Source organism: Amorphus suaedae (genome assembly GCF_053629675.1).
In genome coordinates this window covers 457,799-473,331 of record NZ_JBRJIT010000002.1, presented here as the reverse complement: position 1 = coordinate 473,331, position 15,533 = coordinate 457,799, and the positions used below count along the sequence as shown (strand labels likewise).

Sequence of the window (15,533 nt, the reverse complement as noted above, 5' to 3'; positions counted from 1 at the left end):
CCCCGGCCCCGGATGCGGCGGGCCTTGCCGGCCCCTACCGCGAGGGCGCAGCGCGCCCTGGCATGTGCGGATCCATGTCCTCCAGCCGGAAGCAGCGCGCTGCCGGCCGGGGGAGTGCCGAACTCAGGACTTCGCAGCCTTGGCGGCCTTGCCTGCCTCGCTCGCGGTCTTGGCGGCCGTGTCGCCGATCTCGCGGGTCTGCTCGCCGAAGGCGGACATCCGCTTGGTCATGAAGTCCGACTGGAGCTTCACGATCTCGTCCATGTCCTTCGCGCGGGCCATCTTCTCCGCGAAGTCGAAGGCGGCGGCGATGTTTTCCTCGGCGTAGGAGAGCATCTTGTTGTTGATGTCGGTCGCGCCGGCCTGGATCTGGTTCGTCGATCCCTCGACCGTCGTCACCGTCGACTGCGCCACCTTCATGAAATCCTCGAGAGCCTTGCGCGCCTGCGTAATGCTCTGTTCCGCGTAGGTGCGGAGCTGATCGGGAATTTCGAATGGGCTATTCGGTTTGTCACTCATCGCCAACCCTCCCTCCTGCATGACGTCTACCGGTCGAATGAACGGGTAAAAGCCCACAAGAATATGAAGCCCTCAAGACCAAGGCGAATGCGTACTGCATCATCCGCGACTTTCGCACGATTGGTATTGCGTCGCAACAACCGGCCCGCCGGCGTTAACCCTCCCCGCTGAAGGTCTCCCCGTTTGCGCCCCGCATGGTGGACCGCCCGCCCATGGCTTTGTATTAACGCCAAATTAGCCGGAAACGGGCCATTTCTGCAGGAAGCACTTGCACATCAAGGCGCCGGGGACCTGTCACACCTTCCCATGAACGAGGCGTTCGAAACCTTCCTCAGTCTGTGCACGCACCCCGAGATCGGCGGAGCGACGCGAGAGGTGCGACCGATTGTCGTGGTCGACCCGCAGGCCGAGAGGGTCGCCTGGGCGAACGCCGCGGGCGCCCGGCTGTGCAGCCATTCCACCGCCTGGGAGCTGGTGACGATGCCGTCGCGGCGCGCCGCCACGCTTGCCCGCGACCTCTCCCGGCACGTCAGGCTGCGCGGACGCGAGGAGCGCGCGACGCTCGTCCGGGTCCGCGTCGGCACCGAGATGCTGGTGCTGCAGTGCCTGGTGCACGGCGTCGACGCCGATCCCTTCCGTGAGCCCGTCGCCTTCGCGCTCGTCGCCGCGCCCGCCCGCTTCGCGCTCCGCACCCACGATCCGCTTGCCGCCTTCGCCCGGTTCGTCGGCGGCGACACCGCCGCCGTGGTCGACGCCGACGGATCCATCGTTTCCGGCCCCGGCAGCGACTGGTTCCCCCGCCAGCTCGGGCGGCGATCCGTCGCGCTCGGAACCACGGGCCTGTTCCTCAGGCTGGCAGGCCAACCAGAGACCGCACCCGAGATGCCCGACACATCCGCTTCGCCCCGGCCGCCCCTGGATGCCGTGCACCTGTCGCCCTGCCGGCACGTGGCGCCGGCCGACCTCGGCGCCAAGGCGGCACCGCCAGCGGCGGAGGCGGCGCCCGCACCGGCCAAGCCGCCGGTCGACGCGGTGGCGGAGGGAGGAAGCTTCGCCGCCGACGAGACGCCGTCTCCCTGGGACGACGACGACGACGGCGTGTTCGACGCGCCGGACGAGGCGGAAGACGACATCGCGGCTCCGTTCGAGGGAGCCAGCGCCGAGCCGGGCGAGACCACCCGGCCGATCCGCTTCACCTGGCAGACCGATGGCGACGACCGCCTGACCTATCTCTCGCCCGAGTTCTCCATAGTGTTCGGGTCCACCGACGGGATCCTCGGCCTGCCCTGGCCGGAGCTGTCGAGCGCCTACGGCCTCGACCCGGAAGGCACCTTCGCCGAGGCCCTGTCGGAGCGGGCGGCGTGGAGCGGCACCACCATCCACTGGCCGAGCCGCCGCCACGGCGGCCGGGTCCCGATCGACCTCGCGGGCCTTGCCATCGAAAGCCGCGACCGCGTGTTTTCCGGGTTCCGAGGCTTCGGGCTGATCCGCGCCGGCGACACCGCCATCGACGAGACCGCCGGCGGCGACATGGATACCCGCGCGGCGGCGCACCTGACGCTCGTCCGCAAGCCCGCAGCGGCTGCGACGGACGAGGCCGATCCGGCCGATCGCCGCACCAACGTCGTCCAGCTGCCCGGCCGGGAGGGCGACCGCACCGACAACCGGCACCTGTCGCGGCCGGAACGCGACGCCTTCCGCATGATCGCGGCGGCGCTCGGCGCCCGCTTCGAAGGCGACGACGACGAGCCGCCGGCCTTCGTGGAGGCCGCGGCACCACCGGAGCCTACCCCCAAGCCGGCACCCATCCGTCCCCAGCCGACCGCACCGCGCCCGCGCCGCGCCGAGCCTGAGGCAACGGCGATGCCGTCCGCCTTCGCCAGCTTCGGGCGCGAGCCGGACACCCGCATCCTCGACCGGCTGCCGCTGGCGCTCATCGTCTCGCGCGACCAGCGGCTCGCCCACGCCAACAAGGCGGCGCTCAAGCTGCTGGGCTACGGGAGCCAGGAGGAGCTGGAGCGCGCCGGCGGGCTCACCGCGGTGTTCGCCGACGTGGTGGACGGCCCGGGGGGAAGCGACAACGCCATCCATCTCAGCCATGCGGACGGCCGCGCCATGCCCGCGGAGGTCCGCCTTCATACGGTGCCATGGGGCGACGGACGCGCGCTTCTGATAATCTTGCGGGCCCAGCCCGCCGGCAAGAGCGCCGGGGAGGACCACGCCATGAGCGATGAGACCGACGCCGGAGACGGCCGGACACGCACCGATGCCGCACAGTCGGCGGACGCTCCGCAGACCGGCGCTTCGCCCCATCTCACGGGCGTGCTGGACGCCATCCCCGATGCCGTGTTCGTCCTCGATCCCGACCGCCGGATCGTGCTGGCGAACAGCGGCGCCGAGGCGATCTTCCGGCGGCCGGTCGCCGCCTTCAAGGGCATGCTGCTGGAGCATCTCCTCAGCGAGGACGACGCCGGCGCGACGCGCGACCTGTTCGACCAGCTGTCCGCCGGCTTCGGCGGCGAGCAGCCGCTGGTGATCGACGAGGTCGTCGGCCTCTGCCGCGAGCGCGGCCAGGTGCCGCTCGCCCTGTCGCTCGGCCGCGTCGGCAACGGGCCCCGCGCCTGCGCCGTCTTGCGCGACGTCGGGCGCTGGAAATCGGCGGAGGCCCGCTACTCGGCCGCGACCGAGGCGGCGGAGACGGCCAACGCCCAGAAATCGGAAATGCTCGCCCGCATCAGCCACGAGATCCGCACGCCGCTGAACGCCATCCTTGGCTTTGCCGACGTGATGCTGGCGGAGAAGCTCGGCCCGCTGGGCAACGACCGCTACCGCGACTACCTGCGCGACATCTCCATCTCCGGCCATCACATCCTGAGCCTGGTCAACGACCTGCTCGACCTGTCGAAGATCGAGGCTGGCAAGCTGGACCTGTCGTTCGAGCCGGTGTCGGCCAACGACATCGCCCGCGACTGCGCGAACATCATGGAGCCGCAGGCGCACACGGACCGGGTGGCGATCCGTACGCGGCTGCAGAGCGACCTGCCGCGCATCCTCGCCGACAGCCGCGCGCTGCGTCAGATCACGCTCAACCTCCTGTCCAACGCCATCAAGTTCAACCGCTCCGGCGGCGAGGTCTCGCTGTCGACCTTCCGCGACGAGAGCGGGGCGGTGATCCTGCGGGTGAGCGACACCGGCGTGGGCATGTCGCCGGACGACCTGCAGGCGGCGATGGAGCCGTTCCGGCGGGTTGGGTCGAGCAACAAGAGCGGCACCGGGCTGGGCCTGCCGCTGACCAAGGCACTGGCCGAGGCCAACCGCGCCGACTTCGCCATCCGTTCCGAGCCTGGCGGCGGCACGGTGGTGGACATCATCTTCCCGGCGCCGCGGGTGCTCGCCGCCTGACACGGCCCATGTCAGGGTCGGGCGCGGGCGGTCGGCGCTCAGAGGAACATCGCCGCCACCGAGGCGACGAGCAGCAGGGCGAACGCGACGTTGACGATCCGCCCCCAGCGCGGCGAGGAGAGCACGCGCGTGAAGGCGGATCCGAGCGCCAGCCAGGCCGGATTCACGATGAAGATCAGCGCCACCACCACGCCGATGCGCAGCGCCACGTAGGCGGCCGAACCGCCTCCGAGGCTGGCGGTGGACCCGTAGATCGCGCCGAAGGCCGCATAGGCCTTGGGGTTGGCGATCGCCAGCAGATAGCCCGGCAGGAACGACGGCGCCTGCCGCCCCGCGTCCCGCGCCGCGACGACGGGGGCGGTGGCGATCCGGTAGGCCAGATAGAGGATGTAGGCGGCGGCGAGCGTCATCAGCACGGGCAGCGCGCCGGGGACCGCGATGAGCATGCCGGTGACGCCGGACGCCATCACGAGGAGCACGGTCGCCGCGCCGACGCTCAGGCCGGCGACGTAGCGCGCGCCGCCCCGGACCCCGAAGGCCGAGCCGACCGCCGCCGCCGACAGCGTGTTCGGGCCCGGGCTTCCCATCAGGGGCAAGGCAACCGACACTATCACCAGCACCGCTTCGAGCATGTCCAACCTCCGGCCAACGGGACCTACCCTAGCGGGAACGGGAGAGGCGCTCTTGAACGATCCTGACACGAGCCTCCAGCTGCCCATGCGCAGCCGTGTGCGGTTCGGCGGAGGCGCCTGCGGCATCGAGCGGGCCGAGATCGACCTCGCCGACGAGGCCTACGCGCCGCACCGCCACGACACCTATGCGCTCGGCATGACCATTTCCGGCGTGCAGGCGTTCCGCTATCGCGGAGCCTCCCGCGCATCCGTCTCGGGCAACGTGTGCGTGCTCCATCCCGACGAACTCCACGACGGCCATCCGGGAACCGAAACCGGCCTCGCCTACTACGGGCTCTACGTCGCGCCGCACCGGATCGCCGAGGCGCTCGGCGGCCGGCTCCCGTTCGTCCCCGAGCCGGTGAGCACCGATCCGCGGCTGGCGGCCGCGATGCGGCTCGCGATGACCGACTTCGACAGCCCCATCTCGGAGATGCAGGCGACGGACATCATCGCGTCCCTCGCCGATGCGCTGAAGGCGGTCGCCGACAACGATGCGGCGGCGGCGGGACCGCTCGACACCCGCGCGGTGGGCCGGGTCGCGGCGCTGATCGACGCCGCGCCGACGGAGGACTTCTCCATCGAGACGCTGGAACGGATCAGCGGGCTGGAACGCTGGACGCTCTACCGACAGTTTCGCGGCGTGCATGGCGTCAGCCCCTACCGCTACGTGAAGATGCGCCGCCTCGACCGGGCCCGCACCCTGATCCGGGCCGGGGCAGGTCTTGCCGAGGCCGCGCTGGAGGCGGGCTTTTCCGACCAGAGCCACCTGACGCGGCAGTTCAAGGACACCTACGGCTTCGCGCCCGGACGATGGCGCCGCATGCTCGCCGCCGGCTGAGCGCGCGCCTCCGCTCAGACCGCCTTCCAGTAGAAGATCGTGTCGCAGAAGGTGCCGTCGGGATAGGTGGACAGCCCGGGAATGACGCCGCCCGGGCGCCAGCCATGGCGCACGCACAGGCGCTCCACGTCGCTGCCGGCCGGCGCATCGAGCGTGACCAGCGTGCGCCCATGCAGCGTCGCCTCGACCTCGGCCCGGCGCAGCAGCGCGCTGCCGAGGCCGGTGCGGCGGTCGGCGGGCGCCACCATGAGCTTGGAGATGATGGCGCGGTGGGCCTGGTTCGGCTGCATCTTCAGCGCGACCTGGACGAGGCCGACGAAGCTCAGGTCGGTCGACCACGCCCCGAGGAGGACGACACGGCGCGCCTCGACGGAGGTGGCCACCTCGTCCCAGTAGTCCATCGCCTCGCGCAGCCCGAAGGGCCGGACGAAGCCGACGGCCGCATCCTCCTCCACGCAATCGACGAGAAGCTTCCCGAGCGCCTTGCGGTGCTGCCGGATGTCGTGTGGATCAAGCGCGCGAACCGCCACCCGCCCCATCCCGGATCAGATCAAGACGCCTTCGGATCGAAACGACCCGACGACCTGACCGCGCGCCCGGCGCTCTCGCCGGGGCCTCGCGCCGGCGGAGAACCGGTTCCCACTGCTCTTCATCTTGCCCTAGGCCGCCAGATCGTTCTTTTCGGCGATCGATCCGTCCTCGTTGAGCCGATAGATGATCGGCACGCCGGTGGCGAGCTCGCGCTTGACGATCTCCTCGCCCGACAGCCCCTCGATCTCCATGATGAGGGCGCGCAGCGAGTTGCCGTGGGCGGCGACGAGGATGCGCTCGCCGGCCAGCACGCGCGGCAGGATGTTCTTCTCGTAGTAGGGAAGCGTGCGCGCGGCCGTGTCCTTCAGGCTCTCGCCGCCAGGCGGCGGAACGTCGAAGGAGCGGCGCCAGATGTGCACCTGCTCCTCGCCGAAGCGCTTGCGGGCGTCGTCCTTGTTGAGGCCGGTGAGATCCCCGTAGTCGCGCTCGTTGAGCGCCTGGTCGCGGATCACCGGAAGGCTGGCCTGGCCGAGCTCTTCCAGGATGATCGCCAGCGTGTCCTGGGCCCGTTTCAGGTCGGAGGTGTAGGCCGCGTCGAAGGCGTAGCCGAGTGCCTTGAGCTTCTCGCCGGCCTTGTGGGCTTCCGCCACGCCCTGCTCGGTGAGCGCAACGTCGTGCCAGCCGGTGAAGAGGTTCTTCAGGTTCCACTCGCTCTGGCCATGCCGCACCAGCACAAGAAGACGGTCCATTGTTCACTCCTAACGATCGAGAATTGAGACGGCTCGCCCGGCTTCAGTCGTTGAGGCCAAGCACGTCCGTCATCGAATAGAGACCCGGCGCGCGGCCGTGCGCCCACAGGGCGGCGCGCACCGCACCGCGCGCGAAGATCGTGCGGTCTTCCGCTATATGGGTAAGCACGATGCGTTCGCCCTCCCCCGCGAGGATGACCGAGTGCTCGCCGACGACGGTGCCGCCGCGCAGGGTCGCGAAGCCGATGGCACCGGTCTCGCGCGCGCCGGTCTCGCCCTCGCGGGCGTAGACGGCGCGATCCTCGAGCGCGACCTGGCGTCCGCGCGCCGCCGCCTGCCCCAGCAGGAAGGCCGTGCCGGACGGCGCGTCGATCTTGCGGCGGTGGTGCATCTCCAGCACCTCGATGTCGAAGTCGTCGCCGAGCGCGCGGGCGGCCTTTTCCACCAGCCCGGCGACCAGATTCACCCCGAGGCTCATGTTGCCGGACTTGACGATGGCGATCGACTTCGCCGCCTCGTCGATCGCCGCCTCGCCCGATGCGGTGAACCCGGTGGTGCCGATGACGTGGGCGATGCCGGCCTTGGCGGCCAGCTCGGCGAAGACGAGGGATGCGGCGGGAATGGTGAAGTCGAGCACGCCGTCGGCACCGGCGAAGGCGGCCTCGGCGTCGTCGGTCACCTTGACGCCGAGGGGCGCGAGGCCGGCCAGCGTGCCGGCATCCTCGCCGATTTCGGCCGCGCCCGGGCGCTCGACCGCGCCGCTGATCACCGCGCCATGGGTGTCCGACACCGTGCGGATCAGGACCCGGCCCATCCGGCCCGCGGCGCCCACCACGACCAGTCGCATGGCTTCCATGATCCTACCCCTTGAAAACGCGGCGGCGGAGAGCTGCCAAACCTCTTGAGACGCAGCCTTTTATCCCGAGCCTGCCGCCGGGAGCAACGCATCCGGCGACGGGAGTGCGGTCACGTGTCCTTCGTGGCCGCCGCCTTCAGCCGGTAGAGCGCATCGAGGGCCTCGCGCGGGCTCATGTCGTCGGGATGGATCGTCTCCAGCGCGGTGCGCAGGGGATCGTCCCTGAGCGACGCGGCAGAGGCGGCCTGCGAGGCGCGGATGGTGGCGGAGAACAGCGGTAGGTCGTCGACCAGGTCGGCGCGCGCCGACTTGCGGTCGCTCGCCTCCAGCTGGTCCAGCACGTCGCGCGCCCGCGCCACCACCGCCTTCGGCAGCCCCGCGAGCTTGGCGACCTGGATGCCGTAGGAACGGTCGGCCGCGCCGGGCACCACCTCGTGCAGGAACACCACGTCGCCCTTCCACTCCTTCACCCGCATGGTGACGTTGGCGCATCGCTCCAGGCGATCGGGAAGCGCGGTGAGCTCGTGATAGTGAGTGGCGAACAGCGCGCGGGACCGGTTCACCTCGTGCAGGTGCTCGATCGCCGCCCAGGCGATGGACAGGCCGTCGTAGGTGGCGGTGCCGCGGCCGATCTCGTCGAGGATCACCAGCGCGCGTGGGCCGGCCTGGTTCAGGATCGCCGCCGTCTCGACCATCTCCACCATGAAGGTGGAGCGGCCGCGGGCAAGATCGTCGGCAGCACCCACCCGGCTGAACAGCCGGTCGACGACGCCGATCTCGCAGCGGTCCGCCGGCACGTATGATCCCGCCTGGGCGAGAATGGCGATCAGTGCGTTCTGGCGCAGGAAGGTCGACTTGCCGCCCATGTTGGGGCCGGTGACGAGCACGATCCGCCCGGCCTCGCCGCCGTCTTCCGGCGACAGGTCGCAGTCGTTCGCCACGAACGGGTCGGCGGTGGCGGCGGCGAGCGCCTGCTCCACCACCGGGTGGCGGCCGCCCTCGATGCGGAAGCGCAGCGACCGGTCGACGTGGGGGCGTGCGTAGCGCTGGTCGGACGCGAGTTCGGCAAGGCCCGCCGCGACGTCGAGCCGGGCGAGCCCCGCCGCAGCCTGCTTGATGGCCTCGGCGGCCTCGACCACCGCGCGCTTCAGCTCACCGAAGATGCGCGTCTCGATGGCGAGCGCGCGGTCGGCGGCGTTCGCGATTGCCGATTCCAGCTCGGCGAGCTCGACGGTGGTGAAGCGCATCGCGCCCGCCATGGTCTGGCGGTGGCGGAACTTGGAGTCGCCAGTGGCGACCTCCGCCATCAGCCGCTCGGCGTTGAGCGCCGTCACCTCGATGAACCAGCCGAGCACGGCGTTGTGCTTGATCTTCAGCGTCCGGATGCCGGTTTCCTCGGCGTAGGTCGCCTGCAGGGTGGCGATGACCCGGCGGCTCTCGTCGCGCAGGGTGCGGGCCTCGTCGAGGTCGACGTCGACGCCCTTGCGCACGAACCCGCCGTCGCGCAGCAGCATCGGCAGATCGTCGTCCAGACAGCGTTCGAGGTCGTCGAGCAGGGCGGCGGGCAGGCGCGCCAGCGCCTCGCGTACGGCGGCGAGCTCCGCCGGCAGCGGATCGGTCGCGCGGTCGAGGTCGCGGGCGACGGCGCCGGCGGTGGACAGCCCCTCGCGCAGGGCGCCGAGATCGCGGGGCCCACCCCGGTCGAGGGCGAGCCGGGAGAGCGCGCGCGGCATGTCCGGCACGCCCGAGAGCTGCGCCCTGAGGTCGTTGCGCAGCGTCTCCGCCCCGAGCAGGAAGCCGACGGCGTCGAGGCGCTCGGCGATGGCGTCCGGGTCGGTGAGCGGGCTCGCCAGGCGCTCGGCGAGGAGCCGGCTCCCGGCGCCGGTGACGGTGCGGTCGACGGCCGCCAGCAGCGCGCCCTTGCGCTCGCCGGAGAGCGTCCGGGTAAGTTCCAGGTTGGCGCGGGTGGCCGGATCGATGGCGAGCGTCGACGCGCCGGCGTCGCGCACCGGCGGATCGAGCGGCGGGCGCGAGCCGATCTGGGTCTTCTCGACATAGGCGAGCGCGGCACCGGCTGCGGCGATCTCGGCGCGCGAGAAGGTGCCGAAGGCGTCCAGCGTGGCGACGGCGAAATAGCGGGTGATGCGCTCTTCGGCCGTGGAGCCGTCGAACAGGGCGCGCGCCACCGGCGACACGGCGCCGCGCGCATAGGAGAGCGCCGCCGCGACCTCCAGCTCCTGGGCCACCTGCTCGGCGACGACGATCTCGCTCGGGTCGATCCGCGCGATCTCGCCGGCAAGCGCAGCACTGCCGGTCTCCCCCACCCGGAAGGCGCCGGTGGAGATGTCGATCCAGGCGAGCCCGTAGGTGGCGTCGTCGCCGCCCGAACCGGCCTTCACCCGCGACAGGGCGAGCAGGTTATTGGCCCGGCCGGCGTCGAGCAGCGTTTCCTCGGTGAGCGTGCCCGGCGTGACCAGCCGGATCACGTCGCGCTTCACCACCGACTTCGAGCCGCGCTTGCGCGCCTCGGCCGGATCCTCGGTCTGCTCGCAGACCGCGACACGGTGGCCGAGCGAAATCAGCTTCTGTAGATAGTCGTCGGCGGCATGGACCGGGACGCCGCACATCGGGATGTCGTCGCCGAGATGCTTGCCGCGCTTGGTCAGCGTGATGCCGAGCGAGCGGGACGCCGCCACCGCGTCGTCGAAGAACAGCTCGTAGAAGTCGCCCATGCGGTAGAACAGCAGGCAGTCGGGGTTCGCTGCCTTGATCTCGATGTACTGCTCCATCATCGGCGTCGGCCGAGCCTGGGCGGGATTTGCGTCAGCGTCCATGGGCGGTCCCCTTTGCACCCGGTCTTATCAAACCGCGGCCGCCGTTTCACCGACGGGTCGTCGTTCCTCCAACGGTTTTCGCCATCGGCGATGCGGGGACCCGCCGGTCGCTGCTTGTGAGGCCATTGCCGGACAAGTAAGGTCCCCACCCGACGGCAGATCCCGCCGCACCGATATTCAAGACGCCTGAAAATCCCGGACTTCGAGGAAACGCGAGAACATGACCAGCGACGGCACCAAAGGCCGCACCCGCCCCGCCTTCACCGACCAGGAAGCGCTGCAGTTTCATCAGCGCGGCCGGCCGGGCAAGCTGGAGATCACGCCGACCAAGCCGATGGCGACCCAGCGCGACCTGTCGCTCGCCTATTCGCCGGGCGTGGCGGTTCCGGTTCGTGCCATCGCGGAAAACCCCGATCGCGCCTTCGACTATACCGCGCGCGGCAACCTGGTGGCGGTGATTTCCAACGGCACCGCGATCCTCGGCCTCGGCAACCTCGGCGCGCTCGCCTCCAAGCCTGTGATGGAAGGCAAGGCGGTCCTGTTCAAGCGGTTCGCCGACATCGACGGCATCGACCTGGAGGTCGACACCGAGGACGTGGACGCGTTCGTCAACTGCGTGCGCTATCTCGGCCCGTCGTTCGGCGGCATCAACCTGGAAGACATCAAGGCGCCGGACTGCTTCCTGATCGAGCAGCAGCTCCGCGAGATCATGGACATTCCGGTCTTCCACGACGACCAGCACGGCACCGCGATCATCGCCATGGCCGGCCTGATCAACGCGCTGTTCCTGACCGACCGCACGCTGGAAGACATCAAGGTCGTCTGCAACGGCGCCGGCTCGGCCGGCATCGCCTGCATCGAGCTCATCAAGGCGATGGGCGTGCCGCACAACAACGTCATCCTGTGCGACACCAAGGGACCGATCTACCAGGGCCGCACCGAGGGCATGAACCAGTGGAAGTCGGCCCATGCGGTGCCGACGGACGCGCGCACGCTGGCCGAGGCCATGGACGGCGCCGACGTGTTCTTCGGCGTCTCCGTGAAGGGGGCGCTGACCCGCGAGATGGTGCGCTCGATGGCGCCGAAGCCGATCATCTTCGCGATGGCCAATCCGGACCCCGAGATCACGCCGGAAGAGGTCGCCGAGATCCGCGATGACGCGATCATCGCGACGGGCCGATCGGACTACCCGAACCAGGTCAACAACGTCCTCGGCTTCCCCTACATCTTCCGCGGCGCGCTCGACGTGCGCGCCACCGCGATCAACGAGGAGATGAAGATCGCCGCGGCCGAGGCGCTCGCCAAGCTGGCGCGCGAGGACGTGCCGGACGAGGTGGCGGCGGCCTATCAGGGCAACCGGCCGCGCTTCGGCCCGGAGTACATCATCCCGGTGCCGTTCGACCCTCGGCTGATCTCGGTGATCCCGCCGGCGGTCGCCCGCGCCGCGATGGACTCCGGCGTCGCCCGGCATCCGATCATCGACATGAAGGCCTACGCCGAGACCCTGTCGGCGCGCCGCGACCCGGTCGCGGGCTCGCTGCAGCGGATCTTCACCAAGGTGCGCCAGTCGCCGAAGCGCGTCGTCTTCGCCGAGGGCGAGGAGGAGGCCGTCATCCGCGCGGCCGCCAGCTTCGTGAATCAGGAGCTCGGCACCGCCATCCTGATCGGCCGCGAGGAGCGCGTGCGCGAACAGGCGCTCGCCGCCGGCATCGAGCTGAAGCCGGGCCTGGAGGTGCTGAACGCCGCCCTGTCGCGGCGCAACCGCGACTATGCGGAGTACCTCTACTCCAAGCTCCAGCGCAAAGGCATGCTGCTGCGCGACTGCCAGCGGCTGGTCAACCAGGACCGCAACTTCTTCGGCGCTCTGATGGTCGCGCTCGGCGACGCGGATGCCATGGTGACGGGCGTGACCAGGAACTACTCGGTCGCCCTCGACACGGTGCGGCGGGTGATCGAGCCGAAGCCCGGCCACTGCATGATCGGCATCTCGATGGTGCTGGCGCGCGGCCGGACGGTGCTGGTGGCCGACACCGCCGTGCATGACGACCCGAGCGCGGTCGACCTCGCCGACATCGCCGAGGAGGCCGCCCACGTGGCCCGTCGCCTCGGCTACGAGCCCCGCGTGGCGCTGCTCACCTACGCCTCGTTCGGCCATCCGCCGGGCGAGCGCGCGAGCCGCGTCCAGGAAGCGGTGAAGCTGCTGGATTCGCGCCGCGTCGACTTCGAGTACGACGGCGAAATGGCCGCCGACGTGGCCCTGAACTCGGAGATCATGCGCTCGGCCTATCCGTTCTGCCGGCTCACCGGCCCGGCCAACGTGCTGGTCATGCCGACCTTCGACGCCGCCTCCATCACCACCAAGACGCTGCAGGAACTCGGCGGCTCGATGGTGCTCGGGCCGCTGCTGGTCGGTCTCGACAAGCCCGTGCAGATCGTCCCGTTCGGCGCCAAGGACTCCGAGATCGTCAACCTGGCGGCGATCGCGGCCTACGGGATCACCTGAGGCAGGTCCATTGTCCCCACGCGAAGCGGCTTCGCCGCCTCGCTCCGGACGGGGCGGATCCTGCTGACGGGCAAGAAAAAGGGGAGCACATGCTCCCCTTTTTTGTGTCTCAACGCTTCCGAGCTCAGACCCGCTCGAACGTCAGGTAGGCGGGCGTGCGTCCGGCCTTGAGCGCCTTCGCCTCGTACCGCGTGCCGGGCCAGCCCGGATAAGGCCTGCGCCAGTCGTCTGCGGTGCGGGCGGTCCAGCGGAACGCCGGGTCGTCGATGAGATGCAGCAGCGTCCAGTCGATGTAGGACGGGATGTCGCTTGCGACCCGGAACGTGGCGCCGGGGGCGAGCGTCCGCGCGACCCTGGCAATCCGGTCGGACGCCACGAAGCGTCGCTTCCAGTGGCGCTTCTTCGGCCAGGGATCGGGATAGAGCAGATCGACGCGCGCCAGCGAGGCGTCCGGCAGCCGGTCGAGCACCTCGACCGCATCGCCGAAGTGCAGGCGCACGTTGGTGAGCCCCGCCTCCTGCACGGCCGCCAGCGCCTTGGCCATTCCGTTCAGGAACGGCTCGCAGCCGATGAAACCGTCGTTCGGCCGGCTCTTCGCCTCGTGGATGAGATGCTCGCCGCCGCCGAAGCCGATCTCGACGCGGATCGCGTCGACCGGCTCGGGAAAGAGGCTCCTCGGATCCGCGATCCGCTGCTGGTCGAGCGGAAAGGCGAGCCGCGGCAGCACCGTTTCGAACAGGGCCGCGCGCGTCTCGGTAAGCGGATGGCCCTTGCGGCGGCCGAAAAGCGTTCGGGGGGACCGCTCCGCGTCAGTCATGCGGAGCGGCCCCTCGTCGTCGGGCGACGATATGCCCGCCTCAGCGGGCGGCGTCGCGGAGGGCATGGACGAGGTCGATGTTCTCCCAGGAGAAGCCGCCGTCGGATTCCGCGGCCCGACCGAAGTGACCGTACGCGGAGGTGCGCGCATAGATCGGGCGGTTGAGCTTCAGGTGCTCGCGAATGCCGCGCGGCGTCAGGTTCATGGCCTGCCGGCAGGCCTTCTCCACCGCGGTTTCCGACACCTTGCCGGTTCCGTGCAGGTCGACGTACACGGCCAGCGGCTCGGACACGCCGATGGCGTAGGCGAGCTGGATGGTGCAGCGGTCGGCGAGATCGGCGGCGACAACGTTCTTCGCCAGATAGCGGGCGGCATAGGCGGCGGAGCGGTCCACCTTCGTCGGGTCCTTGCCGGAGAAGGCGCCGCCGCCGTGCGGCGCGGCACCGCCGTAGGTGTCGACGATGATCTTGCGGCCGGTGAGGCCGCAGTCGCCGTCAGGACCGCCGATGATGAACTTGCCGGTCGGGTTGACGTGCCAGACGGTGTCCTCGTTCACCCAGTCGTCGGGCAGCGCCGCCATGATGTAGGGCTCGACGATGCCGCGAACGTCCTGGGAGGAGAGGTCGCCGGTGTGCTGGGTGGACAGCACGACCTGGGTGCAGCGGACCGGCTTGCCCTTCTCGTAGGCGATGGTGACCTGGCTCTTCGCGTCCGGCTCGAGCGCCGGCTCGCGGCCGCTCTTGCGGGCGTCGGCGAGCAGCTTGAGAATCTTGTGGGAATAGTAGATCGGCGCCGGCATCAGCTCCGGCGTCTCGCGGCAGGCGTAGCCGAACATGATGCCCTGGTCGCCAGCACCCTCGTCCTTGTTGCCGGCGGAATCGACACCCTGGGCGATGTCGGCCGACTGGGCGTGCAGGTGCACGTCGATCTTGGCGTGCTGCCAGTGGAAGCCTTCCTGCTCGTAGCCGATGTCACGGATCGCGAGCCGCGCGAGGTGCGCGATGTAGTCGTGGGTGATGCTCTCCGGTCCGCGGGTCTCGCCGGCAATCACCACCCGGTTCGTCGTCGCCAGCGTTTCGCACGCCACGCGCGCTTCCGGCATCTCCGAGAGGAAGGCATCCACGACGGTGTCCGAAATGCGGTCACACACCTTGTCGGGGTGTCCCTCGGAAACGGATTCGCTGGTGAAGAGATAGGTATCGTGCGGCACGATCTGATCCTCGCATGGCGCGCCGTTGGACGGAGACTCGGCGCGAGTGCCGGGAATACGGCACAGGTTAGTGACGGGCTATGTGACAAGGATAGAGAGGCCGGTCAAGCCGCAAATCTTCCAGCGTTCCTGCGCAGATAGGGCGGAGTTAAGGGCGGCTGAAGCGCTATTCAGAGGGCTTGTCGGCAAGCGCCTCGACAAGGTCGATCACCCGGCGCCGGACCTTGGCGTCGGCGATGCGCGCGAACGACCGGTTGAGGGCGACACCCTCGCTGGACGTCAGGAAATCCGTCACGTAGCTCGCCGACTGTCCTTCCGCGAAACCCGGCTGGCCGGCCTCGCCGCCGGGGGCATCCTCGAAGAAGAAGGCAACGGGCACCTGGAGGGCCCGGGCGATCTCCTGCATCCGGCTGGCGCCAATGCGATTTGAGCCCTTCTCGTACTTCTGGATCTGCTGGAAGGTGATGCCCAGTTGCTCGCCCAGCCGCTCCTGGCTCATTGACAGCATCATCCGCCGCATCCGCACGCGACTGCCGACATGCACGTCGACCGGATTCGGGGTCTTCTTCAGAGCCATGGCGGGTACGTCCCTCCTGCCGC

12 protein-coding genes are annotated in these 15,533 nt (G+C 70.0%); 3 read left to right on the top strand and 9 right to left on the bottom strand.

Translation table 11 applies throughout. The features are described from left to right. Positions 1–123: 123 nt before the first annotated feature. The gene (locus AB7M35_RS15900; protein ID WP_453961333.1) at positions 124–519 is read right to left on the bottom strand and encodes a phasin family protein; all 396 of its coding nucleotides are present in this window, start codon (positions 517–519) and stop codon (positions 124–126) included. A 375-nt stretch (positions 520–894) separates the two neighbouring features. Between AB7M35_RS15900 and AB7M35_RS15895 the strand changes: the two genes are divergently transcribed. Continuing rightward, positions 895–3,921 (top strand): ATP-binding protein, encoded by a 3,027-nt coding sequence (locus AB7M35_RS15895; RefSeq protein ID WP_453961332.1) that lies wholly within the window; start codon positions 895–897, stop codon positions 3,919–3,921. Positions 3,922–3,959: 38 nt separating this feature from the next. On the opposite strand, the gene AB7M35_RS15890 is transcribed toward AB7M35_RS15895, so the two are convergent. Beyond that, the gene (locus AB7M35_RS15890) at positions 3,960–4,553 is read right to left on the bottom strand and encodes a LysE family translocator (protein WP_453961331.1); all 594 of its coding nucleotides are present in this window, start codon (positions 4,551–4,553) and stop codon (positions 3,960–3,962) included. A 52-nt stretch (positions 4,554–4,605) separates the two neighbouring features. Between AB7M35_RS15890 and AB7M35_RS15885 the strand changes: the two genes are divergently transcribed. After that, positions 4,606–5,433, top strand: coding sequence for an AraC family transcriptional regulator (locus tag AB7M35_RS15885; RefSeq protein ID WP_453961330.1), 828 nt, complete (start codon positions 4,606–4,608; stop codon positions 5,431–5,433). 14 nt (positions 5,434–5,447) lie between these two features. Here the strand turns inward: AB7M35_RS15885 and AB7M35_RS15880 are convergent, their stop codons facing one another. The 4 genes from AB7M35_RS15880 to mutS all read right to left on the bottom strand — a co-directional run bounded on the left by AB7M35_RS15880 (position 5,448) and on the right by mutS (position 10,403). Further along, entirely contained in the window at positions 5,448–5,963 is a 516-nt protein-coding gene (locus tag AB7M35_RS15880) for a GNAT family N-acetyltransferase (protein ID WP_453961329.1), read from the bottom strand. 129 nt (positions 5,964–6,092) lie between these two features. Then, positions 6,093–6,713: a 2,3-bisphosphoglycerate-dependent phosphoglycerate mutase gene (locus tag AB7M35_RS15875; protein ID WP_453961328.1), complete on the bottom strand. Its 621-nt coding sequence runs from the start codon at positions 6,711–6,713 to the stop codon at positions 6,093–6,095. A gap of 43 nt (positions 6,714–6,756) precedes the next feature. Next, the gene (gene dapB / locus AB7M35_RS15870) at positions 6,757–7,560 is read right to left on the bottom strand and encodes a 4-hydroxy-tetrahydrodipicolinate reductase (protein WP_453962550.1); all 804 of its coding nucleotides are present in this window, start codon (positions 7,558–7,560) and stop codon (positions 6,757–6,759) included. 119 nt (positions 7,561–7,679) lie between these two features. Further along, positions 7,680–10,403, bottom strand: coding sequence for a DNA mismatch repair protein MutS (mutS, locus tag AB7M35_RS15865; protein WP_453961327.1), 2,724 nt, complete (start codon positions 10,401–10,403; stop codon positions 7,680–7,682). Between the two features lie 220 nt (positions 10,404–10,623). On the opposite strand from mutS, the gene AB7M35_RS15860 reads away from it, so the two are divergent. Next, positions 10,624–12,906, top strand: coding sequence for an NADP-dependent malic enzyme (locus AB7M35_RS15860; protein ID WP_453961326.1), 2,283 nt, complete (start codon positions 10,624–10,626; stop codon positions 12,904–12,906). A gap of 124 nt (positions 12,907–13,030) precedes the next feature. Here the strand turns inward: AB7M35_RS15860 and trmB are convergent, their stop codons facing one another. The 3 genes from trmB to AB7M35_RS15845 all read right to left on the bottom strand — a co-directional run bounded on the left by trmB (position 13,031) and on the right by AB7M35_RS15845 (position 15,510). Next, positions 13,031–13,723, bottom strand: coding sequence for a tRNA (guanine(46)-N(7))-methyltransferase TrmB (gene trmB, locus AB7M35_RS15855; RefSeq protein WP_453961325.1), 693 nt, complete (start codon positions 13,721–13,723; stop codon positions 13,031–13,033). A gap of 40 nt (positions 13,724–13,763) precedes the next feature. After that, a complete protein-coding gene (gene metK / locus AB7M35_RS15850; RefSeq protein ID WP_453961324.1) occupies positions 13,764–14,933 on the bottom strand; it encodes a methionine adenosyltransferase in 1,170 nt (389 codons plus the stop codon). Positions 14,934–15,099: 166 nt separating this feature from the next. Continuing rightward, positions 15,100–15,510, bottom strand: coding sequence for a helix-turn-helix domain-containing protein (locus tag AB7M35_RS15845; protein ID WP_453961323.1), 411 nt, complete (start codon positions 15,508–15,510; stop codon positions 15,100–15,102). Between the last annotated feature and the right edge of the window lie 23 nt (positions 15,511–15,533).